Below are 25,524 nucleotides of genomic sequence, written 5' to 3' on the forward strand. Positions count from 1 at the left end.
TCGTATATGACGAACGGGAAGCCCGTCCGCATCGGACTTGTCGGCTACAAGTTTATGGGCAAAGTACACAGCCACGCTTATCGTACCGTACCGTATTTTTTCCGTACGGGTGCGTTCCCGGTGCTTCAGGCAATTGCCGGAAGAGATAGGCGCGGCTTAGCCGCTGCTGCCGAGTCCATGGGCTGGCAGGAATGCGAGACCGACTGGCGCCGATTGGTCGAACGGGATGATATCGATGCGGTCGATATTTGCACGCCCAATGGTTCGCATTACGAAATCGCGCTGGCTGCCGCCCGGGCGGGCAAACATATTTTGTGCGAGAAACCATTCGCTTTGAGCGTGGAACAGGCGCAAGGCTTGCTGGACGCAGCTGTCGCTGCAAATGTGATTCATATGATCTGCTTCAACTATCGGTTCGCGCCGGCCGTTCAGTTCGCCAAACGATTGATCGAAGAAAGAAAGCTCGGGCAAATCTATCATTTCCGTGCGGTATATCTGCAGGATTGGTTGATGCATGAAACAGTGACCGATTCGTGGCGACTCGACCAAAAGGAAAGCGGCTCCGGTGCGCTCGGCGATCTATTGGCGCATTCGGTCGATCTGGCGCATTTCCTGGTCGGCGAAATTCGGGAAGTGACAGCTCAGATGGCATCGTTCCGCCCGAATGCCGATGTGGACGATACGACCGCTTGCCTGGCAAGGTTTGACTGCGGCGCCGTCGGCGTGTTCGAAGCATCGCGCTTCGCCAAGGGCAACCGAAACGGCAACCGGATTGAAATCAACGGCTCTAGGGGCTCTTTGCGTTGGGATCTGGAAAACATGAACCACTTGCACGTTTACCTGGAGGATGATTCTCCCGGTTGCCAAGGTTTTCGCGTCATCAACTGCACGGAAGACGATCATCCGTATGCCGGGGCATACTGGCCGCCGGGCCATATTCTCGGCTATGAGCATACGTTCGTGAACCTCGTCTCCGAATTTGTCGGCGGCATTGCCGCCGGCGTGCAGCCGAGACCCAGCTTCGAGGACGGCCTTCGCAACCAAATCGTGCTCCAGGCGATCGAAGCTTCCGCCCGGCAGGGCAGCCGAGTCGTCGTTACGGTTTGATCCGGCAGCAAGCTGTGTATTCCCTTACCCGAACCGTATGTGCTATGCTGTAGCTAGCTTACACCGCAAAAGTCGAATTAAGGAACGGGTACTGCCGATGAACGATTCCATACTCTTTTTACTTGAAAATGCGGATATTCATGTGTTGACTTACGACGTTCATACCCGTCGTGAAATCGGGATTTACAATCGCGTGCTGAAATCGTTCTATATGATGACTTACGTAAAACGGGGAACAGCCAAGCTCCGTGTCGGGAACAACACCTATGTGATTCGTCCCGGCACGGTTATTTTCATCCCTCCCCATGTGGAGCACGATCAGTTTAAAGATACGGATGAGGAAACGGAGTTTTTGTGGTGGCATTTTACCTATAAAATCGAGCACTGCATCGACGTACTGTCCCTGTTCGATATCCCTTATGTTTATTCCCTCGGAAAGAGCGAGCCGTTCGAAACAGCCTTCGGCGAGCTTATGAACGCCATGGGGCATCGCCATTCCATTACTTCCGCGATCTACAGAAAAGCCAAATGCTTTGAAGTGCTCTCCATTCTGCTCGACAGTGCCCTAGGTCATGAAAACTCCGTCATCCGCCCTCCCGTCACGACGCCGTTCCTCGGCATTTTGTGCGGAATGGTTCGACATATTGGCTCAAGACTAACGCTGAAAGATATTGCGAGCGAGCTGTATTTGAACGATACTTACGCCAGCGCCCGGTTCAAGGAATTGTTCGGGACATCCCCGATCTATATGTACCGTCAAATGAAAATTGAACGCGCCAAAACACTGCTCGCCACCGCAGATATGAGCGTCAAGGAAATAGCAGTGTCGCTCGGCTTCGAAGAAGTGTCGAACTTCTCTCGATTTTATAAATCGTATGTAGGTCTGTCTCCAATGAACTACCGGAAAGGAATGCTTTCTGACAGGCACGAATAATTTACTTGATAACTCTGCAGCCAGTCGTAGGGATCGGTCGAATGATAATCGGTGGTATATACACCCGAATGATTCGGTTCCCAAAGCTCATCTCATTTTCCCCAAAAAAAACAGGCTGCTTCAAATAGCAGCCTGATCAATCCCGTTTATGTCGGTACGCCCAAAAAAGCGCCATGCTGCCGCAGTGTGTCGCGCAGCAAATCAACATCGAGCTCCCGTGGAATAACGTCGTGCTGCAAACAAAGCGCAGCCGCTGTGCCGGCAGCCTGCCCCGTGCCCATCGTATTGCCGATCACCCGGAGTCCCCCGAATGCGACATGGTCGGAGGACAGGCAGCGGCCTGCAGCCAGCACATTGTCAACGCGCAGTGGCACCAACGCCCGGTATGGAATCGAATAGTATTGGCCGTTGTAAAAGTGCTCCTTCGGATAATGCGTGCTTTCGCTGCTCGCATGGTGCACATCGATTGGATAACATCCACAGCATACGGCATCGTCGAACTTGCGGAACTGCCACAAATCTTCCTCGCGGATGACGTATTCGCCGACGATTCGTCTCGTTTCGCGCACGCCGACACGATGAAACGTATTCGTGATAAATGCTTGCTCGAATCCGGCGATATGCGGCTTAAGAAATCGATCCAGAAATTCCCACGCTTGATGCCGACCCTCGACCTCCGCACGGGTCAAATCCCGCGGATCGGTAGCGTCGATATTCAGAATGCGGGTCACATTAAAGGCAAGCTCGTTCTTCCGCGAGCCGAGACGCCATCCGCCCGACAATTCGTTGCGGCGCGGATTGCGAAACTGTTCCCTGGCGGAAATTTCCTGGTAAGTCCGCATCAAAACGGAATAGCCGCCCGCCTCCTCAAACCGGTCCATGTCGATGTTGCCAACGACGAACATAAGCGTAGGCGGCTGCAGCTCGCCTTCCTCCTTCATCATCGGAACACCGGCATAATGGCATACGTCGCCATCTCCGCTTGCGTCGACGAACAGCGGGGCACGCAGCAAACGTCTGCCCCCCTTGCCTTCGACAATCACGCCGTCAATCCGACCTTCGCGTACGACCGCGTCCACCACCATGGTATGCAGCAGCATCTCCACGTCCGCTTCTTCGAGCATCTCGATTGCGATCATTTTGATGATCTCCGGATCGGACGGGATAAAAGCCGCATTCCTCGGCCCCCATAAGCCGCCCCGCGCTTCCAGTCGGTTCATGAACTCATCCGGTATGCCCCCGACAACGCTGCGAACGCCGTCGTGAAAGCCGGCCAGCGGCAAGCCGATGATCGACGTGCCGCCCGGCGCGGAGGACGGGTCGATAAGCAGCACCTTGCTGCCGAGCCGGGCTGCTGCAATGGCCGCCATAATGCCAGCCGAACCGCCTCCCACTACGATGACGTCAGCCGCGTCAATGGCGGGAATCGTTTTCGTTTCCGTGTATGTCTCCATGCTTCCTCCTTGCGATGCGGGCGGAAAACGAGTTGCCGTCTCCCGACCCGCTCCGGATTCGGTTATTTTTTCTTGCCCGCGTACCACGCGTTGATTTCATTTTGGCTCGCTTCGCCGCCGGACTGTTTGTATTTTTGCCGAAACGCCTCCAAGCCACTGATCGGCTCGGCGCCGACGATCACTTTGACGCCGTAATCGTTGATCAGTGTGGCAAGCGTCTGGTTGTTTTTGGCGTATTCAGCCAAATAAGGCGCCATGCCGAGCGGATCCGCTACTCTGGACGATGCGGGCAGCTTCAGGTTCATATATTCCCAAGCGGCGAACAACCGGGCATCCTTACGCACGCGCGCCTGCCAGTATGTCGGGTAATTTTGCTCATCGATGCCGTTCAAGTAGTTGTTGGATGCGTTGCGTTCATCGGTAAAAATCGGCAGGATCGGCGAGTAGACACCGTCCTTGAACGTATAATGTTTGCCTTCAACGCCAAGCGTCATCAGCTTGAATGTATCTTTTTCCAACTTGGCGTTCATAAGCTTGATCGCGTCTTCCGGATGTTTGGACGATTTGGGCACGAACGTAATGCGGTCCAATCCGCCGCCGTTACTGCTAAGCCCCGACTTCCCGTCTTTTCCTTTGAGCGGAGGAACAAGCGTGTATTTGGCATTCGGTTGATTTTTGGCGAGCGCGTCGGCGATTGTCGGAGCGTCCGCCCAGTTGATCTGGATGATGCCGGCCCTGCCGCTCGTAAATTTCTCCAGCACCGTGGCAGATTTGTTTACCGGAAACTCCTGATCCAGCAGTTTTTGCTTGAATAATTCATTCATGAAAACCAAATAGGGCTCAAAAGCCGGATTGAGCGGATTCGGCACCAGCTTGCCGCCAACATCGTTCCAGTTGTTCGGGATGCCGAACGCTCCGCTTAGGTTTGCGACAAGCGGAGTTGTTCCGCCGATCGTGAATGGGATATTTTTGTCTCCGTTGCCTCCGGGGTCTTTCTCCTTGAATGTCTTCAGCACGGTGATAAATTCGTCCACCGTCGTGGGCATCGTCAAATTCAGCTTATCCAGCCAATCCTGACGAATGATCAGATCGTTGCTGGCAAAATCGATGGATCGCGTCGGAACCGCATATATTTTGCCGTCTACCTTAATCGCATCCCACGATTCCTGCGAAATCGAAGCCTTCAAGTTCGGACCGTATTTGTCGATCAGCGGTCCGAGGTCGACCAGCGCGCCTCTTCTGGCGTAGTCGGAATACAGCGCTTTTGTCGCGCTGTCGCCGCCTGTGAGCACATAATCGTACGGCTCCCCCGACGAAATGAGCAAATTGAGCTTGCTCGTCGCATCGTCTTGCGGAAGCATATCGTACTGCACTTTGTATCCGGTTCTGTCTTCGATAACTTTGGCCACCGGATACGTGTTGTAGTCGTCCTTCTGCCATTGGTGAAGTGCCCGCAATTGCGGCTTGGGCGCTTCTGTTGCGGATGCGGCCGAAGGAGCGGCAGTTCCGGCCGCCCCTTTCGGCGTTTCGGATTTGCCGCATGCGGCGGTAATGGACAAAACAGCTGTCAGCGCGATCAGCGCGGTCGCGCGAAGTGTGCATTTCAATTCCAACCCCTCCTATTTACGAATGTCGGGCGATACGTCCTGAACTGCCCCTACCCTTTGACGGAACCGATCAATACGCCTTTGATAAAATATTTCTGCAAATACGGATAAACGAGAACGATGGGCACCGTGGAAGCGACAACGGTTGCCGCGCGAATGCCTTCCGGTGAAATGTTCAGGAGATCGTCCGCAGTTTTGCTTACGCCCGCCTGCGTCGTATCCGCGTCCATTACGATATCGCGCAAATACAGCTGCAGCGGTTTCAGCGACGACGAGTTGATATACAGCATCGGGTGGTAAAAATCGTTCCAGTAATACACCGCGTAAAACAGCGCAATCGTGGCCAGTACGGGCATGCTGAGCGGAAGCAAAATCCGGAATAGCAGCGTGAGATTCCGTGCGCCGTCCATTCGTGCCGATTCTTCCAGACTTTCCGGAAGATTTTCATAATAGCTTTTGACGATCAGCATGTTGAACACGCTGATAAGCGCCGGCAGAATGAGTGACCATAAACTGTTCATCAGCCCGAGCTGACGAATCAGCAAGTAATTCGGAATCGTACCGCCGCTGAACATCATCGTAAATACAAAGGCCACCATAATGCCGCGCATGCCGGGCAAATGTCGCTTGGACAACGGGTATGCGGTAATCGCCGTGAGCAGGATCGAAAACAGGGAACCCGCAACCGTCACGATCAAGGAAACGATAAACGCGCGAACAAACGGCTGCGACGTTATCACGTATCGCATGGTATCCAATTGGAAATCGATCGGCCAAACGCCAACCTGGCCGGATACGACAGCCCACTCCGCGCTGACCGACTTGGCGAGCACGTTGGCGAACGGCAGCAGTGTAACGGCGGTCATCGCCGTAAGTACGAGATATACTGCCACATGAAGCGTTCGGTCGGCCGCGTTTTTTCTGATCATCCCGTCCCCCTCCTTGTCACCAGATGCTTCGTTTGACCGTTTTGCGGCTCAGCCAGTTCCCGCCCATGATGAGCGCAAATCCTATCACGGAATTGAACAATCCGACGGCGGTGCTGAAGCTGTACTCCATTTTGCCCAATCCCATCCGGTATACGAACGTGCCGATCACGTCGCCCGTCTCGTATACGACGGCATTGTACAGCATCAGAATTTGCTCTGTACCTGCTTCCATCAACCCGCCGATGCGCAGGATGAACATGAGCACGATGGTCGGTAGAATGCCCGGCAGCGTAATATGCCACATCTGTCTGATTCGCCCGGCTCCATCGATTGCCGCCGCTTCGTACTGATCCTGCCCAATGCCGGCGATTGCGGCAATATAGATGATCGCGTTCCAGCCGCTTTCCTTCCAGCCCGCCGTGAAAACGACAATGCTGCGAAACCAGTCGTTGTCGATCAGGAACGATATCGGACTTCCTCCGAGCCCGGCAATCAGCGCGTTGACAATGCCGGTTGAAGGCGAAAGGATGTTGATAAACAAGCCGGCAATAATCACCCAGGACAAAAAATGGGGCAAATAAATGATCGTCTGCACGGTCCGCTTGAACCACATGGCTGCCACTTCGTTGAGCAGCAAGGCGACGACGATCGGGATTGGGAATAACAGCACGACTTTGTACAGACTGATCAGCAGCGTGTTGCGAAAAACGCGGAAAAACTCATCGGATCGGACCAGCTTTGCGAACTGTTCCAAACCTACCCAGGGACTGCCGGAAATGCCATCAAAAATGTTGAAATTTTGAAACGCAATGACGACGCCATACATCGGGATGTACTTGAACACGAGCATAAACAGCAGTCCCGGGACCAGCAGCGCATACATGTCGAGATGAGTGCGAAACAGCCGCCAGCCTCTCCGTTCACTCCGCTTTCTCGTCCCGTCATTGCAACTCCCGTTTGTCGCCGTCCGTTTCATTCCATACCCTCCTCTCATCACTTGGGTGCCTTACATGTCATAGTATAGAATGGCTGGACCAACAGTTGTAGCGGACAAAACAGCAATCGCTAGTGCATTACCTCACACTTTGCCGGGACAACAAACGCAGCGGCGTCGGCGCCGCTCTACAGCGAATCAGGACGGAGCCTTTTCCGACAAAACCGTTTTCAAAGCGACCAAAATTGTCGTACCCGCTCCCGGAGCCGATCGGATCGAAAGGCCGCAGCCTTCGCCGGCATAAAGACGGATCCGCTCATGGACGTTATATAGACCGTACGAACTGCCTGCGCCGTGAAGCTCCTGCGAAGGGCTGGGGCGGCTCAGCAAGCTCCGTGCCAGATTTTCCTCCATCCCTGCCCCGTCGTCGCTGACAGCCAGCAGCAGCTTGTCTCCGCTCCTGCCTGCCGTGATGCGAATAATTCCATTTTTGTTATCCGTCATACGGATCCCGTGCATCAGCGCGTTTTCAACAAGCGGTTGCAGTGTCAGCTTGGGCATCATGAACGGTTCGATTCCGGATTCCATTTCGATTTCGTAACGAAAACTGGCCGGAAACCGATTCATCTGGATATCGAGATATACTTGCGCAAGCTTGATTTCGTCGCCCACGCTGACGACATCCCGCCCTTTGTTCAAACTGAGGCGGAAATAGCGGGACAGTTTTTCGATCATGAGGCTAACGTCATCCGCCTGGTGTCGAACCGCATTCCAATGAATCAGATCGAGTGTGTTGTACAGGAAATGGGGATTAATTTGCGCCTGCAGCGCCCGAAGCTGCGCCTCCCGCTCCATCACTTGGGCGCGGTAATTTTGCTCCATCAGCGACTTCATACGCAAGACCAACTGATCAACGCTTTCCTCCAGAATGACGAAGCCCCCGCCTGGCGCAGGTTTCTCCCCTAACCTTTCGACGCCTTCCCGGCGGATCGCGGAAATGACATGCTGAAGCCTGCGGTTGATGCTGCGGATGATGAATGCGAGCAAACCGAACATGAGGGCCAGGAAAAGGATGGAAACGGCAGTCAGTGTCGCCGCCCCTGCCGCTTGTCCCTGCTGCAGGGTGCGGCCGCTTATCGCAGCAGCCGAAACTTCGGCGGCAAGCCGCCATTCGGTCGCCTTTATGGGCGAAAACATCACCAACCTTTTCCCGTCGGCCGTTTCCGTCTTGATCATGCCCTCTTGTTTGCCTGCGTCCGCTTTTTCCGGCGCAAAGATCGGAATGGCGGTGCCGATCAATGCCGGATCAGGATGCCATACTACGACGCCTTCGTCATCGACAATATACACGACTGATTGATCCGGCATAACGACGCTGGCGATAATGTCGGTCAGCGAAGATGCGGCTACATCGATCAGCATCACGCCGGACAAACGGTCATAGCGGTTCGAATCGCGCAGCATGCGAGCCGCGGAAAAAATGGCGGCGCTCTCTCTGTTGAAAAAGCTCTCCCGGTATACGCCGGTCCACACGATCAGGCCGTTTGCCGCAATGACGTCTTCATACCAATCTGTTTCCTTCAGATCGTCCAGCGGAAAAACATTGACCCTCTCCGCAGCGATCAACTTGGTCTTATCGACGAACAAGCGGAGGCGAAACACGTCTTTGTTGCTTTGAACGGTGCCGATCAATTGCCCCAGGTCTTTGACAATTTGCAATTGCCCTGCTGAAGCCGCATTATCGCCGGCTTCGTCGAGATACGCAAACAAGTTTGCGTTCATCATCGTTGCGTTCGAAATATCGACGATTCGCTCCAGCCGATAGGACAAATTAATGCTCGCCTGCCGAATCGTTTGCAACAGGGACCGCGAAACCTCATCTTCGACGATCGCGGCCGAATGCTGGTAGAAACGGACGACCAAGATGCCGGCCGGAAGCGCAATGACGAGCAAATAAACAAACAGCCATTTGCGAAGCGCACCGTAGGGCGGAAGAGAACGCTTTAACCTGGCGACTGCATTGATCGTTCGGCGCATCGATATGCCTCCTATCCATTCTCATCCGAGCCGCTCCCGGTAGACGCTCGGCGTCATACCCACCACTTTTTTGAATTGTTTGGTGAAATAGCTGGCATCGGCATAACCGACGGCCAAACAAATGTCGTAAAATTTCAAGCGCGGATCGCGAAGCATTTCCTTGGCCTTCTCCATACGCACGTGTGTGACGTAATCATTGATCGTGCGTCCTGTTTCCTGCTTGAACAGCAAATTGACATAAGTCGGTGTCAAATAAACTTCCTTGCCGATATCAGCCACGGTCAAATTGTCGGCAAAGCGCTTTGCCACAATAGCTTGCACCCGTTCGACCAGATTGCGCAATTTGCCGGACCGACGTTCGTTTGTTCGGGAGCATGCCTGCGAAACGCGCTGCCGCACCAGCCTATGCAATTCATCAAGCGTTTCCTGACGCAGCAGTTGCTGCCAAAGCGCCGTGTTGACCGCTTCCGTCTCTTCCGGCTCGACGCCAAGCTCGAGCAGCACTTGATCGGCGAGCAGCATGATTTGCAGCGCGATGTTGCGGCCGTATACGAAGCCATCCTGGCGGATTTGCGCAAGTTTCGCGAACGACTCGTCCAAAACGGCTACCGCCGAGGTCTCTTCGCCGGCGCGAATGAGGAGCACCAGACGCTCCATCGCGGTGTACGACACACGATGTCCGTCTTCGTGCAGTGGCTCTAGACAATCCATCGTGATCACCCGATTTTTGCCAAGAAACCATTTGCGGCTGGCCGCTTCCCGCGCGGACGCAAACGCTTTACTAACGTTCGCGAGCCCTGCCGCGCGCTCGCCGACACCGATGGTGACGCTGATCCGCAGCCACCGCTCCACATTCTCGCGAATTTCTCCCGCGAGCTGAAGCAGTTTTTCCTCGCCGCCGTCTCCTCCATAAAGAAGAGCGGCAAATTCTCCGCTCTGCGATTCGAATATATAGCCGCCCATATGGCGTTCAATGAGTTCTTGGCAAATATTGATCAGCGCATAGGCAAGCAGCTGCCGTTCCCGCTCCGTGCGCGATTCGAAAACCTCCGCCCGGTTGTCGACGCTAACGACCAGTACCGTGTAGAGATCGTCGACCGGCAGTTCGAGACTGAGAAATACGAGCCTTTCACGCAGACGATTCGATTGCAGAGGACCGTCCTCCAGCAGCGAGAGCAGGAACCGCTCCCGCAGCAGCGGCATGCTTTCGCGCAGCTTATCTTGCATCTCACGATCGATGCGCGCCTTAGCATCCTCCATTCGTAATTCGGCAACGACACGTTCCACCACGATGCGAAGCTCCCGCAACACAATAGGCTTAAAAATATAGTCGACCGCGCTGACCTGCATCGCCGACTTCAAATATTCGGCGTTGTCATGGCCGCTGACGAAGACGATCTTCACTCGTGGATCCCGGTCGCGCAGCTTGCGTGCAAGCAGGGTTCCATCCATCTTCGGCATCCGGACGTCAGTAATGACGATATCGAATCGGTTCTGTTCGGCCATCCGTAATGCAACGTCGCCGTCGTCCGCTTCTCCAGCCGGCTCGATGCCGCAGCTTATCCAATCAAAACATTCGCGAAGACCGGCTCGTGTTGCCGGCTCGTCATCCACAATCAGCAATTTGTACATTCGCAAGCCCCCCTTAATCCGGATGACGTCCATTTCTTTCATTATACAAAAATACGGTCAATACCGGCTGGTATGATTGCCAAATCGCTGGTGCATGACAAAAAAACGACACATTAACGCCTGGCGTTTGCCGATGACGCAAAATCCGGACAAACCGACCTCATGTCAGTTTGTCCGGGACAAGAAAAACGTGTTACTGCGCATAAAAGTAGCTTCGGAAAAGGCAGCGTCACCCCAACAATATATCCGTATGGTAATAGCATGAACCGGGCGTTATTGTGTTTCGTTGCGCAACAGGCAAGATATAAACCTCTAGCGCAATGCCGTTCTTATGTGCCTCTACTTCCACCCTATGGGTTCCAGCAGCTAAAGTCAGCTCTGCCCATTGTTGCTTCGGGGCGCGATGATACGCCGGCATAAACTCCAACGTTTCCATGCATGCAATGATAACTTGACCGTTTAGCTTCAGCTTTATGGGACCATTAGCTGCTGAAATGAGTCGAACCTTGCGTTCGATCGGATTAGTCAGCGTAGTTTGCGCTCGGTAGGCTCCGTCAGCCAACAATTCATCAGAATCCAGTCCAAATGCCTTTTCCCAGTCCAATCGGTTCCCAGGGACATATATTTCTTTTCCCTCGTCACCTTCCGGTCCCCAGACGATCCACTTTGACGCACTGACCAGTGAGAAAGACACTTTCTGAACAGCCCATACCGCATTATCATGACTCCTTGTCCAACGAAAAGCGAGCAAGTGGCTTGCAGTTGCAACCGTTGATGCTCGGATTTCTGCGTCCCACTGGAAGGATTCGTCAGGCTGCAGGCTGACCTCATGCGCATTCGGACCTTCCCAGCCCAAAGGCAATTCAAGCGCGATGTTGCCGACAATAGGGGTTAGCGAACGATTCGTAAAAGTGAAATGCAATGTCTTCCTTTGACCCGCTCCAATAGCCGGACCTTCCGAGCCAAAGTCAATGACCAGTTCGGCGTCAGGACAGCTTCGAGTTCCTTGGGGCAGCAAATAGCGAACCGATGTTGCTTTTCTATCCCAAAGCTCAATTATTGCTGGATCAGACTCTTCTGATCCATCCGAATTCGGTAGTCGGTTCCAAGATGTTAAAAAGTCGGCATGCACCAGAATGCCCGTGTCCCAAGCGGCCAATATCTGTTTGCCCATTCGGATTGTTCGGCAGGTAAGCTCGTCCAAATTTTTAGGCGCAGGGAATCCTTTGATTGGAGGACTGACAACGATTCGATCACCAATCGGATTCGCCCACTTTTCAGGCAAGCCTTCCGCTCCCAGCAGCATTCCCAATATAGCACCCAGAGTTGCCGCGGTACAATCCGTATCGTAACCGCAGTTGACGGCTTTCAAAATAGCATCTTCAAAATCTTCACCATACAACCATCCAAGGATTGTAAATGCTATATTTTGCGGAGTGTCTGAAAAATTTTCATCGCCGTGGTGTTGCAGAATAAGCGAACGCGCTTCTAACCAATCTTTCCCTTCCTGATGCCAACGAATCAGATCTTTCAGCGCTTTGGCGGTGCGGCACTCCCCGGGGATATAGCTCATTCCAATTTCGATCAACCGATCCCGGTCGTTCTCAAAGAAAATGGCGCTCTCCAAAGCAGCAAAAAACATTTCACCATATACTCCCTCCCCGCCAGCATGGTCTACAATCGCATCATGATATGCATAGCGAGCCGCAATTCCCGGCGCTCCAGGTGCCGTCATTGCCCATATTTCAGAACGTATAGGAGACCCCATACAGTTGTTGAATGGATTGTTGAACCAACCTGCAACCGGCGGGAGAAGACCTCTTCGCAAATTCGTCAGGGCATAACCGTATTCATCATACTGGAAAAAGACGTGTTCCAACCATTCTTGCCCAAGCTCATGAGCAGTCAATCCCGGACCATACTGCTCTAAGGCGTGCAGCCACACCAATTGCAAGTCCAAGTCATCATTTTCCAGCGGACCGTCCGGCAGCTCCCGATAATAGGTCAATTCAAGCAACTCTTTTATGCCTTCGACCGGTCCTCCAAGCGTCCCCCCAATATTTTTACCAAGCCATCCCCCGTATACGATGCGATAGTAGTCTTGTTCATTTAATATGCTTGTATTCATGTGAAAACCTCCGATGTCGGCTATTAAGGCGATGACCTCGTATTGGAGCGGTTCCTTGATCGATCCATGCCTTCGATTCGATAAAACACTAGCCCTTTACAGAGCCAATTACTAGTCCTTGAAGCATATACTTCTGAGTGAAAAGAAATAACACAATGATCGGTAATACCGTCATCACACTCGCGGCAAAGATGGGACCGTAATCAACCGACTGATTATTGCCGATAAATTGATAGATTAATGGCATTAATGTCATGTGCTTCTGTTGATTCAGAAAAATCAACGGGGTTAAAAAATCATTCCAAAGCCCATAAACGTGGGTGATCACGTAGGTGCCTGTAGCAGGTAAAAGAAGCGGGAATACGATGGTCCAAAACATGCGGAATTTCCCTGAACCGTCAATGCTGGCTGACTCCTCAAGCTCCCGGGGGATTGACTTGGTAAATGCGGAGTACAAAAAGGCGGTAAACGGGATTTGCCCCGCAGTATAGAGAATGATAAGAAAAGTTCGTGTATTCATTAAATGCAAGGAAATGGCTAGCTTAAATAAAGGAATCAGGTTCCCGATGGACGGGATAATCATACCTGATAATAAAAATAGGTAAGCGAACCGAAAAAATTTCTGATTCATTCGAGTCAGAATATATCCCGCCATCGACCCGATTATTATCGTTAGCATCAATGTACCAAGGGTAACGATCGTACTATTCATCAGCCCTTGGAAAAAATTGATTTTCTGAAATATTTTCTCGTACGAACCTAAATATAATGTCGTTGGAAAGCTGAAAGCATTATAAAAGTCCTTCGGTTCTTTAAAACTGCCTACGAACAAGAAGTAAATTGGATATAGAAATAGGAATGAAATGAGAATCAACAACATTTCCAGCGGGAGTGAAGTCATTTTTCTTTGGCTCACTTTACAACTCAACCTCCCGACTGCGTGTGATGGAAAGCTGTATTAAGGTTAACCCTACGATGAAAACACTTAAAATAACGCCGGCAGCAGAAGCATACCCATAATCGCTGTCATGAAACGCCGCATTGAAGGTGGCAAGATATATGGTATATGATGCTTGACCGGGTCCGCCGTTCGTTAAGATAAAGGGCAAATCGAATAATTTTAGCGCCCCCACTACCGTTAAGAACATGACGACCGTAACGGTTGACATCAACATGGGAAGGGTAATAGTGCGGAATAAAGTCATCCCCTTTGCCCCTTCAATAGAGGCCGCTTCATAAATGTCTTTTGGGATGGATTGAAGTCCTGCCAAATAAATCACGGCGCAGAACCCGATGGCCTGCCACTGTGTTAGTAATATAATCGTTGGAAATGCAGTCTTAACCGTACCCAACCAATCATACACCCATTGCTCAAGACCGAGATTAGTTAAAATACTGTTTAATACACCGCCGTATTTCAGCAGCTGGCTCCAAATGACGGAAGTGACCACCATGCTGATGATGACCGGAAAGTAAAACGCCGTTCGCAAATAAGCACGGGTTCGAAGATTTTGATTTAATACAACCGCCAATGCCAATGCAACGATGTTCTGAATAACGACGCCGAAAACCGCCATTTTCATTGTGTTTTTCAGGCCTTGAATCATCCGAGGATCCGTAAAAAAAGCTGAATAATTGTGAATTCCGATATATTTCGCCTTGCTAACTGCATTCCAATCGGTAAACGAATAAAAGATGCTCAAAATAAACGGATAATAATTGAATACCGAAAAAAGCAACATTGCTGGCAATAGAAAGATAACCGCTGTTATATAGGCGCGCTGCTTCATGCTCACTTCCATCACCCTGTCTATAAATTGTATTGCCGTTAGTCTAATTAAGGAATAAAATCCCAGTCGCAGTTACACTGCGACTGAGACCGTATGAAAGGAATCACTCCGGAGCGAGACTGATTTTACTCTTGTTATCTTCGAATTTCTTCTGGGCCGCTTTCAAATCATCCGGATTGAATTTTACGCCGGATACGATTTTCGTTACCTCTTCTACCAGAACATCATTTCCTTGGCCAATATAGCCTGTCCAATCATTATGTGACTTCGCGCTTTTTACAAAGGATAATACTTCGTTCATGACTGGATTGTCATATTTGACGTCAATTCCGTCAATCGCCGAGGTGAAAAGGCTGCCGTTCAAAAACGGGGCATACACCTCGGGGCTTAAAATAACGGCAACAAGGTCCTTGGATTGTTGCATTAATTCCGTCTTTGCATTTATGGATAACGTTTGGTCGGTGGTTGGAGAAAGATCGACGTATCCTTTATCGTCGGAGACAGGAAAATAACCAAGGTCGAATTTCGCTGCGCCTTTCTTAAAATTATCATCCGCCGTACCCGGCATCCATGGGCCTTGCATAATCATCGCGGCTTTGCCAGATGTAAACAAATCGGCCGATTGCGGCCAGTCGATACTGAGCGCATCTTTGTTCACATAATCTTTTTCCTTCAAAGTTTGGAAGTACTGCATAGCCGCCTGCATTTCCGGTCCATCCAAGCGTTTTATTCCATCATACAAATTCCTGCCGTACTTATCGTCGCTGCTATATCCATAGTTTTGAACTACCGCATTAAAAAACAGTTTTACAGTCCAAGTGTCTTTAAACCCAAGCGCCAGTGGAATAATGCCGGCTTTTTTTATTTTTTCGCTAGCAGCGAATAATTCTTGCGTGTTCTTCGGAGCAGCGATACCAAGATCGGAGAATATTTTCTTGTTATACCAATATCCAGGGATGCCTACGCCCATTGATGCACCAAACACTTTCCCGTCATATTTCTTGTATTCGTCCTTCGTTGCAAGGTAGGTAAACGATTTTTTCACGGAAGGAATTAACTTGCTAGCCCATGGTTCATTGGACAAATCGGCCAAGTATCCACCTTCCGTATATTTGTTCATGGTCGAATTAAAGATGACATCTGGTGCGGAATTCGACGCTAATTGGGCTGTCAATTTGCTCGAGTACGCTGCACCCAGCGTAATTTCCCATTGAATTGTCGCTTTCGGATAAATCTTTTTGTAGGCCGTTTCAATGTTCGTTTTGAAATTCTGCATGACCTGACGATCATCGATAAACCAGGCGCCAACTCGAATCGTAAATTCTTTTTGCTTTGCCGCATCCGGTGTCGAAGATGGAGCCGCACTGGCAGCACCTGTCGTTGCCGCGGCGCTTGGTGCGCTGCTGGCCTGCGTCTCCTTTTTGCTGCTGCATCCAGCCAATAAAACGCCGAATGTCAACATAATCGAGCATAAAACTATTGTCATTCTTTTCAACGAATACCACCCTCTCATTTGCCTTTTTACTTGTGGTTTCATTTTATCATCTGCTGAAAGGGACCAATAATAGCTGTAATTTACCTTATTAAAGGCTATTTTTTACTCATTCGTACCTCTTCTCGATATTGACCAGGGGATTTACCGACATTTTTTTTAAAGATTTCGCTAAAGTGATTCGCATCCTTAAAACCAACGGCATACGCCACCTCATAAGATTTGAGATCCGTTTGTATTAAAATTCGCTTCGCTTCCTCAATCCGGTAATCGAGCAGAAAGTCTTTAAAGTTCTTCTCCGTTTCTTTCTTGATGATCCGACTCAGATACGAATAATTGACATTTAGCCGTTCCGCAATCATCTGCAGCGTAAGATCCTCAGCATAATGCTGTACGATCATTTTCTTCATCTCGTGGATCAATCGTGAGGAGAAATCCGCCTTTTTCGTTTGAATTTGCTCAATCACTTGACGAAGGTAGGATTCGAGAAACTGCATCAGATCCGTTAAAATATTAAAAGCGAGCAGCTTTTCCCTAATCTCCACACGCTGTCCTGAAGATGTTGAAATCCCGTATTCTTGCAATAAAGACTCGGAGGATTCAATAATCTGCATATTAAAGTTTTGAATTTCGACCTTATTAAAGCCTTCCGTCAGCATTTTCTTGTAGGTGGAACGAAGGAATCCATATACCTCGTCCCAATCCCCTTTCTGCAGCAGCAGTGAAATTTCATTGCGCGAGATTTCTTGGGATCGGTTATGATCAAAGAACAATTGATCCAGAGCTTCATGGGCAATGATTGATTTTTTGCCTAACAGCATCCGGTATTCCATGCATTGGCCAATTTGCCGGATCCCCTCCGGCAATTGCAGAAACGAGGTTAGATGACGACTAACTCCAATCGATATACTTAGTGCGGCATCTTCCTTGCAAGCTGCCATAATCATTCTTGCCAAGTTCATAACGTGCGTCGAAGAGGGCTCCCCCATTTCATATAGATCATCAAAAAGCAAATAATAAATACCTGTTTGCGGAAGGGCAGTCCAAAAAGAAAAGGAGCTGTTTTTGAGGATCGCATCGATTTTGTCTTTCAATCCCAAACGGGAAAAAGGTTGATACACATGATCCGCATCAGGCGAATTATCGATATCCACATACAACAATCGAAAGGATGTATCATCCACATCATGATCGTTAAGCCACCATCGATTTTCATCATCCGAGTGAGCGGGATTACCCAAAAAAGCAAAAAATTCATCCTGCCAAAGCCATTCATTTTGGTGGGAAACGTATTTACGTAATAGAACGACACTTTTAACCAAATCTTCTGGTTTGAACGGCTTGGTTATAAAATCTACAATCCCCAGCTTTATCGCGTGCCTTGCATATTCAAAATCACTGTATGCGGTTAAAAAAATAATCGGCAACTCGGGGCGATCCTTTTTCACCTTCTCCGCAAATACAATACCGTCCATTATAGGCATTTTAATATCCGTAATGAGCACATCCGGCTTCAACCGGGTCATGATTTCGTAAGCTTCAAGTCCGTTGGAAGCAGTTCCTACCACCTTGCAGCCCGCATGCTTCCATTCCGGCAGATCAGCGATAAACTCGCGAATTTCTTGTTCATCGTCAACAATTAATATATTCAAAGGGTTCTCTCCTTAAAAAGGGATTTAATGAAAAGTAATCGGCAAGGTTACCCTGGCAATCGTAATGTTCGTTTCTTGCAATAACGTGACCCCATAATCATGACCGTAATGAAAAAGGATGCGAGTATTGACATTTTGCAATCCAGAACCAAGACCTTTTCGTTCATCATGATGTTCAGGTGCTTCGACAGGGTTACCAACCGAATTTTCTACTTCAATGATTAATTTGAAATCCGCTTCATAGGCCCTCACAACAACACGACCCTCAATTTGAAGTCGATCTATTCCATGTACAAACGCATTTTCCACAAGCGGCTGAAGAATGAGCTTTGGGATGGGAATAGACTTATAGGTGTCGGGAACATCAATTTCGAAATGCAGTCGGTTTCCATAACGCAGTTGATGAATTTGCAAATATTTCTCTACAAAGAAAATCTCCGTTTTCAATGGTACGAATGTATCCCCGGGCGCAATTGAAAAGCGGAAAATACCGCCAAGATTTTGCACAATATCGGGAATATGATCGGATCCTTCTTTGGTTCTCGAAAGAATACTAATGTACTCTAGTGTGTTATATAAAAAATGGGGATTGATGTACATCCGTATCGCGGCTAATTCCGCTTCCTTCTGCAACAGCCCGGATTTATAGTTTTTTTCAATTAACTCTTGCGTCCTCATAACCAACTGATTGTATCCATTACAAAGGACAGCAATTTCATCCGTTGTTCGAACGTCGTTCATCAATCCATATTCTTCTTTTTCCGCCTTTCGCATCAATCGAGTCAACCTCATAATTGGCGCACTCACCCTTCTTAGAATCCAAAAAGTGATGAGAATTACAGCGAACCAGGAAATGAGTGTAACATAGACAGAGAAGAAGGCCTGCTTGGTAATAATTTGGCCTGGTTTTGAAGGAATCAGATAGACATATTGAAAATCGGAGTATCGGGACTTTTGGGTTAGGGACACTTTGTTTGTCTGCAAGTGAAGATTTATTAACTTGCCAATTTTACTATCATCGTTTGCAGATACGACAATATTATTGGCATTCGTTATGTAGAAATCATCATGCGGGAACTGCTCGTAAAGCTTCGTAACCTTCCGGACTTCAAGTGTCAGTATTAATCTCCCGATTTCAGTACCTGTACTTTTGTCGAATATTTTAAGATTGCAGGCCATTCTGTTGCGATCTGTGAAAAAGGCCCATTGCGGGATATAGTCAAACTCAAAGGGCATAATTTGGAATGCTTCGTCAAATTCAAGCGCAGTATTCGAACCTACGGAATAACTTTTTCCACTATTGCTTCGCAAATAAATGGTGTCCACAAAATCACCGACTGTTCGTTTCACATCCGTTTTTTCTGCTTGAAGAACATTCATGACAATAGGCTCTAATTCGTTCTGCTGCGCCTCATTCTTGCTTATCAGCAAAGTGGTGATAAACTTATTTTGACCCGTAAGATTGAGTTGTTTCGAGATGGCAGACAAGGTGCCATCTATTTTTTCCGATACTTCGGATAGGGTTTGCTGGGCAGTTTCGGTCGATTTCTTTTCCAATAAATTTTTCGATTTAGCATAGAATGAAACGCTAACAATTGATAACGGTACTAAGGTTAGCAGCGAGTAAAGAATGAGCATTTTGTACAATAACCTTGTTCGAATCCATTGAATCACTTTCAAAGGAACGCCCCCTAACGGACTTTCACCCTTAAGCATCATGAGCTGCCGGGCGCACACAAAACGACGATCCAGAGACCGTCGTTTTGATTATACGATATTTTTACACTTGGAATAATACCGTTGAATTTGTCGCGATGTCTATTACACTTTCCTTATACGATCCTCCATAAGTCATGCCGAAGGTGTAAGAGCCGGACAACAATTCCTTGCTGATTTCGCCGCCGCTTGTATTGCCGATGGTCCGCCAGCTTCCCGCATAATATTTCACCGTTCCGCCGTCGACCAGATTCCCCAGGCTATCCTTCAGCTGTATCTTGACGTTGATCGTCTGGAATACGACCACTGCGTTTGTTCCGGTATTTTGCACCATTTCCTTGTATGTTCCTTCATAAGTCATGCCGAAGGTGTAAGAGCCGGACAACAATTCCTTGCTGATTTCGCCGCCGCTTGTATTGCCGATGGTCCGCCAGCTTCCCGCATAATATTTCACCGTTCCGCTGTCGATCAGATTCCCTTGGCTATCCTTCAACTGTACCTTGACGTTGATCGTCTGGAATACGACCACTGCGTTTGTTCCGGTATATTGCACCATTTCCTTGTATGTTCCTTCATACGTCATGCCGAAGGTGTAAGAGCCGGGCAACAATTCCTTGCTGATTTCGCCGCCGCTTGTATTGCCGATGGTTCGCCAGCTTCCCGCATAATATTTTACCGTTCCGCTGTCGATCGGATTCCCTTGACTATCCTTTAGCTGTACCTTGACGTTGATCGTCTGGAATACGACCACTGCGTTTGTTCCGGTATTTTGCACCATTTCCTTGTATGTTCCTTCATACGTCATCGCGAAAGTGTAATTTTTATTCGGTAAAGATCTGCTTACTGATCCGGAAGCATCGGTTACGCCAAAATCCTTCCATCCTCCATCATAATATTTAACTATTCCGCCGTTCAGCGGATTCCCGTTGCTGTCTATTAGCTGGACTTTTACAGTTGTTGCAGCAAGAGTAAAGCTAAGAATCTGAGGGAGTTCAACATTCCCTGCTTGATCCTCTGATTGATAGATCATGGTATACCGGCCTTGCTTGTCAAACATAACAGCCGACGAATAAAGCTGCCATGTCGTCCCATTATCCAGACTGTACTCTGTTTTCGCTATACCTGACAAGCTATCGCTGCCGGTTAATGTTACCGTGACCGGATTTACGTACGAACCATTTAGTCCATCCGGCTGCAAAGGCGATACGGTAGCTGCAGTAACAGGCGCTATCTTATCGATATTGCTTACCGCATAATTCGTTATATTGGATAAGTTTCCTGCGTCATTCGTTCCTCTTGCGTACACCGTGTCATTTTCAGAAACAACAACAGGAACTGTATATGCTGTCCATGTGCCACTTGCACCCACTTTGTATTCTTTCAACACCGCATCTGAGGGATAGCTGATCGTTACAGTCACATCGGTGTTGGTCGGCGCTGTAATATCTGCTGCAAAGACTGCATCTGCCGGAGTAGTTTCTATTACTACTGTGTAGATCGTTGTTGTAGTTCCATCCTCTGCTGTTACTGTAATGGTAGCAGTCCCAGGCAGTAACACTGTTTGACTAACCGCAACATTCGCACGACTGTCAGTCGTTGTAGCGGTTACGGTTGGAATACCGGATGTCCCTGCCGGCATTACGACGCGGTAACTTGTAGTTCCTGCTGCAAACCCTTGGATTGCTGTGCCTCCGACGTTAATTCCGCTTAGTCGAGAATCATGCGACTGGGCATCATAATAAACCTCCACACTACTTACTCGAGCTATGCCCAATGGATCTCCCTTGTAGCATATAATTCTGATCTTATTTGTTATAACTTCAGGGAATAACAGGGTAATGGAAGATTGCTGGTTATCTTTTATAGATGCAAGATTTACCCAATTATCGCCATCCCAGTATTGAACATCAAAATCTCGCATTTGATAACCAGACCCGGTTGAATAAACCTCAACATGGTTCATAGTAGTCGGTTGTGCAAATTGCACCTGCAGCCATTGAGGGTTATCATAGGATGTCCATTCCGATTCATTCGTAGGGATGATCGACGTCCAGCCCTTCCAATCCCCATGCTGGCTTGTAATGGCTTTGATCGGCCGATAGTCATTCCCATAATCTGCCGAGGATGCCGTCACTGTAGCGCCTACAAGCAATGGATTCGTAATAATGTCGATTATTTCAGGTATTGTAATGTCGTACGAAGCTTTAAGCCCTGAACCATCTAGAGCGGTTGCTACTACTTTTACAACGCCTTCTTGCTGCAATTTAATGACGCCAAATTCGCTGATTTTTGCTTTAAAGGTTGGCGTTACGCCATCAACCTCGTAAACGGCCCACGAAACTCTTTGATCCAAGGTATTACTTGGTTCAAAATAAGGCAAGAGTTGATTACTGCCGCCATCTTTAATCGTAAGCGATTGTGCTTTGTCTGGTGGATTCGGATTGTCCTGCCTCGTAATGATAACCGTTTTCGAAGCCATCATGGAGTCATCATCCGTTGATGCGGTAACCAGTACTTTCCCGTTTTTCATTGCACGAAGCATGCCGTCTTGATTGATGGTTGCCAAATCGGTATTTGTTCCATCCAAATTCGTTACTTTCCAGTTTACACTTATCGATGATTGGCCAGGATTTACCGCTGCCGTCATCTGCAAGCTTCCGTTCTGCGTAAAAATCGTCGTAGCATTGTTTGCACTTGATACAATAAGCTTCGACGCAAGTGAGGATTCACTTGACGTAACCAACAGCACCCAATCGTTCTTATCAGGTCTTTCCGGTATGACCCATTGACCGTTAACAGGTATTACTTGATTGGATATAAGCGTATACTCTCCCGTTCTTGTGTTATACCATTGTGCTTTATATACCGTGTTTGCCATTTGAGTAATGGTACCTGTTGCTCTATTTTGGGTATCTGCAAAATAAGCGACGTAAGTTTTGTTGCCCTCAACCGCCAGGTATGATTTGTTGTTCTGGGTGAAATCGGCATTCGTTGTGTCCGTGAAGCTCGGAGTAAGCTTCCACCATTGCAAACTGGAATAGAAATTTTTGAAATAAGTCATTTGACTGCCCGCTGGGGCATTTAATCCATCGAACCATCGATAATAGGGCCCATAGTGAAACCAATTGTCCGGTGATTGATTATTCGCCCAAACCCCTTGTGCCCCGTAACCAAATCCAAATGAACCATTTTGAAAAGCCTTATACGGAGATGTACGAGCATCGTCTGTCGGTTCATCGTTAAATTCATAGCGAGTTTCATAGCTGATATAGGGTTTTGATGTAGAGTAATTCCAGAAAGATTCAAATAAAGATTTCAATAAATCCACAGGCTGCGCCGCAAACCAGGAATGATACTCTTTATCTCCCCATGTTGTCGCAAGAGCAGACATGTTTTCCATATGTGCTGTCAATGGATGCTGATAAGCATCGCTATCATGTATTGCTTTTGCAATCGTTTGCCAATAGCTTGGATCTATGGCGCCATAAAAATTCGGATCGCTTTCTTGTGCGATAGTCCACAACACAGGATAGGCGCCATACCGCGCTTGCCAGAATCTGCCCAACTTTTCAAGTGTATTGGCATCCGTAACATTCAATCCGCTTGTGAAAACCAGCGCCGCGTTGGCATGAAGAAGTCCAGCATCGGCAATATATTGAAACTTTTTATCGATTTCCTGAAATCGTGCTATATCTGCCTGTTGAACCCCATTTGAAAGATTAAGGATTACCTTTGGCGTAAGAGGTTCGGATTGATATACGGTGAAACCTTGACTTACGCGATGATCGACCGCATATTTAAATTGTGAATCGATCCCGTCGACGTTCGATGAATAGTAGTCCTCTGCCGGCATGGTCCAATGCGTATCACCTAAATAAAAGAAAGGCGTTCCGTCTTGGTAAGAAAAATAACGTTCATTGGGGTTTGTGCGAACAAAGCCGTGCTTGTAAATGTCCAATGATCCGCTGTATGGAACAGCAGTAAACGATATTGGCGCGCCAAAGGTAAGGCCTGTGTTTGTTGAATCGGTAGTTTGTGTAGTAACAGTCCACTCCCCAACAGATGTGGGTGCGAATCTCACCTTCCAAGTATTTCCGCCATCCCAGAAAGCCGGACGTGTCAACGTTTCCCCGGCAGGCCCCGTGAAAGTAGCCGTCACATCTACATCCATAAATGGATTGGTGTAGATTTCGGAACTGGCTAGTGAGAACTCCATGTTACGCCACTGCTCTACAGAAGATTCAATCACAACATCTGTTGTGTCAATTATACCAGGCCCATCGTTAGCTGTTGCCTGAACGGTCACAATACCCGGTGCTATTGCTGTTAAATATCCGGTTGCTGCATCAATTGAGGCTGCTCCGGTTGACCCTGACTTTGCGTGAACACTCCAGGTTATACTTTTGTCTGTTGCTGAGCTTGGTAGCACTTGTGCATTCATTTGCATGGAGAAATCCTTTACGACAGTCATCGTGGCAGAGCCTGTTACTTTTAGGTGTTCAACAGGAGTAACATGAGAGGAATACACTTGAAATTCATATATATCCGACCAATCCTTTGTCGTTAATCTTACGTACCTGCCATGTGTTCCCGATGGCAATAAAGCCCCAAATATATTGGAATTATGTAATGCGTCGGTGGCAGTAGTATCCTGCAAATATTCATATTTACCGACACTACCGTCTCCAATAACAACTTGACTCCATGTGACGGCATCATCTGAAACATAAAGGGTGTTGGTTCCATTCCACAGCCTATTGAAATAAATTTTGACGTAATCGACATTTATTTTTTGACCGAGATCTACGTAAAAATCAACAAGGCCATATCCCCCCGACATCGAACTCAGGTTGCCGTCTGTTAGGTTGCTTTTAACGCCATCGTTAAATGTCATATTGTTGTATCCTGTTACAAGCGCCCCTTCTGAAACAAGGTTTAGCCCTAACGGCAATTCAGAATACAATTTCGAAGCATTTGCTTTAACACTGCCGATTGGTATAATTGACAAAAATAAAATAAGAACTAATAACCTGCTCATGAAATGCTTTACATTATGGATTGTCATTGTTTGATAATAAACCTTTGACATAATTTCACCCCTTCAAATGATGATTATAGATTTTTTTGCAATTAAATTTTATCATCTGCTGGAAGGGACCAATTATAGCTGAAATATACTTTTTACTCGGCTATTTTTTACTTATTCGTACCTTAGACGGACAATACACATTTGTACGAATGATTTTTGGCAATTCGTCTGCATCTGGAAGGACGATCCTTTACGGAGATCGCACAAATTCTGGGCTGCACTTATCAAAGCATCAGTATCTTTATGGGTTGATGACCAGGAAAATGGTCTTGCAGGCATGGATATGGACCACGCACATGTTTCATTCAATAAATGGTAATTTATTACTAATTTGAAAAATATTATATGACGCTTCTCCTTTTGCGTATCATAAATATCTTCATTATTGTATTGAAAAACAGAACTGAAAAACATGACATTCCTTTGTGTATAGTTATCACATTTTTGGGGTTTGGTCTGCATGCAAACTCACGATCCTGGTTCTTTTGGATAGATCTCGGCTTACGATTGTTGAGCCAACGACAACATCCGGATCGGGGAAATAATGAAATTCCTTTCTGCCGCAGCACTGCAATTTCAAAGTCTGCAACAATCGGTAAATATTCTTGTCCAAATGTCACTGACGCCGTAAATAGACGGGAATGAGGTCGATGAAGGCCAACAACGGTTGTTGTTGTTGGCCCTCGATTCAGATGGCAATCCGGTACGTTTGTTTTTCGCGCAAATAATAGGAGATGGAGCCGAACGTGACATACCAAACCCGGTCCATTTCCAGCCGGCCTACCCGGCTGAGACCTTCGCCAAGATTTAGCTCCACGCGATCGCCGCAGTGCAGCGCATAGACGCCACTCAGCCTTTGGACTTCCCAGCGGTCGTCTTCCCGGTTGTACGCCAGATGTCTACGGTAGAATAAAAATACCCAAAATGATCAAAGTGATTTCCCCAAAATAATCGTGCAAAATTCCCCACTTTAATCGTGGGAAAAATGGACCGAATCTAGCGCCTGAGCTACCCTAATCGTAG

Annotated in this window: 16 protein-coding genes; 2 read left to right on the top strand and 14 right to left on the bottom strand. The window is 48.2% G+C overall.

Features of this window, described 5'->3' with window-relative positions; all coding sequences use genetic code 11:
- Positions 1-6: 6 nt before the first annotated feature.
- Together EXY20_RS09825 and EXY20_RS09830 are read left to right on the top strand one after the other, a co-directional pair.
- Positions 7-1,107 carry a Gfo/Idh/MocA family protein gene (locus EXY20_RS09825; RefSeq protein WP_135550303.1) on the top strand — a complete coding sequence of 367 codons (1,101 nt, stop codon included), beginning with the start codon at positions 7-9 and terminating at the stop codon, positions 1,105-1,107.
- A gap of 97 nt (positions 1,108-1,204) precedes the next feature.
- On the top strand, positions 1,205-2,041 hold the full coding sequence (locus EXY20_RS09830; RefSeq protein ID WP_167859127.1) for an AraC family transcriptional regulator: 837 nt from the start codon (positions 1,205-1,207) through the stop codon (positions 2,039-2,041).
- A gap of 146 nt (positions 2,042-2,187) precedes the next feature.
- On the opposite strand, the gene EXY20_RS09835 is transcribed toward EXY20_RS09830, so the two are convergent.
- From EXY20_RS09835 to EXY20_RS38835, 14 genes are all read right to left on the bottom strand, one after another.
- On the bottom strand, positions 2,188-3,495 hold the full coding sequence (locus EXY20_RS09835; protein WP_135550308.1) for an FAD-dependent oxidoreductase: 1,308 nt from the start codon (positions 3,493-3,495) through the stop codon (positions 2,188-2,190).
- 62 nt (positions 3,496-3,557) lie between these two features.
- On the bottom strand, positions 3,558-5,102 hold the full coding sequence (locus EXY20_RS09840) for an extracellular solute-binding protein (RefSeq protein ID WP_135550310.1): 1,545 nt from the start codon (positions 5,100-5,102) through the stop codon (positions 3,558-3,560).
- 50 nt (positions 5,103-5,152) lie between these two features.
- On the bottom strand, positions 5,153-6,031 hold the full coding sequence (locus EXY20_RS09845; protein ID WP_135550312.1) for a carbohydrate ABC transporter permease: 879 nt from the start codon (positions 6,029-6,031) through the stop codon (positions 5,153-5,155).
- A gap of 16 nt (positions 6,032-6,047) precedes the next feature.
- Positions 6,048-7,007 (bottom strand): ABC transporter permease, encoded by a 960-nt coding sequence (locus tag EXY20_RS09850; RefSeq protein ID WP_135550314.1) that lies wholly within the window; start codon positions 7,005-7,007, stop codon positions 6,048-6,050.
- A 156-nt stretch (positions 7,008-7,163) separates the two neighbouring features.
- Entirely contained in the window at positions 7,164-9,002 is a 1,839-nt protein-coding gene (locus EXY20_RS09855) for a sensor histidine kinase (protein ID WP_135550316.1), read from the bottom strand.
- Between the two features lie 21 nt (positions 9,003-9,023).
- Complete coding sequence (locus EXY20_RS09860; RefSeq protein WP_135550318.1) at positions 9,024-10,634, bottom strand: response regulator; 1,611 nt, start codon at positions 10,632-10,634, stop codon at positions 9,024-9,026.
- A 229-nt stretch (positions 10,635-10,863) separates the two neighbouring features.
- On the bottom strand, positions 10,864-12,762 hold the full coding sequence (locus EXY20_RS09865; protein WP_135550320.1) for an ADP-ribosylglycohydrolase family protein: 1,899 nt from the start codon (positions 12,760-12,762) through the stop codon (positions 10,864-10,866).
- 88 nt (positions 12,763-12,850) lie between these two features.
- A complete protein-coding gene (locus tag EXY20_RS09870; RefSeq protein ID WP_135550323.1) occupies positions 12,851-13,678 on the bottom strand; it encodes a carbohydrate ABC transporter permease in 828 nt (275 codons plus the stop codon).
- A 1-nt stretch (position 13,679) separates the two neighbouring features.
- Entirely contained in the window at positions 13,680-14,552 is an 873-nt protein-coding gene (locus tag EXY20_RS09875; protein WP_167859128.1) for a carbohydrate ABC transporter permease, read from the bottom strand.
- A gap of 103 nt (positions 14,553-14,655) precedes the next feature.
- On the bottom strand, positions 14,656-16,038 hold the full coding sequence (locus EXY20_RS09880; protein WP_235885533.1) for an ABC transporter substrate-binding protein: 1,383 nt from the start codon (positions 16,036-16,038) through the stop codon (positions 14,656-14,658).
- Positions 16,039-16,142: 104 nt separating this feature from the next.
- A complete protein-coding gene (locus tag EXY20_RS09885) occupies positions 16,143-17,696 on the bottom strand; it encodes a response regulator transcription factor (RefSeq protein WP_135550329.1) in 1,554 nt (517 codons plus the stop codon).
- Between the two features lie 24 nt (positions 17,697-17,720).
- A complete protein-coding gene (locus tag EXY20_RS09890) occupies positions 17,721-19,370 on the bottom strand; it encodes a sensor histidine kinase (RefSeq protein ID WP_235885534.1) in 1,650 nt (549 codons plus the stop codon).
- A 106-nt stretch (positions 19,371-19,476) separates the two neighbouring features.
- Complete coding sequence (locus EXY20_RS09895; protein WP_135550333.1) at positions 19,477-24,501, bottom strand: apiosidase-like domain-containing protein; 5,025 nt, start codon at positions 24,499-24,501, stop codon at positions 19,477-19,479.
- 688 nt (positions 24,502-25,189) lie between these two features.
- On the bottom strand, positions 25,190-25,396 hold the full coding sequence (locus EXY20_RS38835) for a DUF5348 domain-containing protein (RefSeq protein ID WP_268966181.1): 207 nt from the start codon (positions 25,394-25,396) through the stop codon (positions 25,190-25,192).
- Positions 25,397-25,524 lie beyond the last annotated feature (128 nt).

The sequence above is a fragment of the Paenibacillus cymbidii genome, from assembly GCF_004764705.1.
GTDB lineage: Bacteria > Bacillota > Bacilli > Paenibacillales > NBRC-103111 > Paenibacillus_AN > Paenibacillus_AN cymbidii.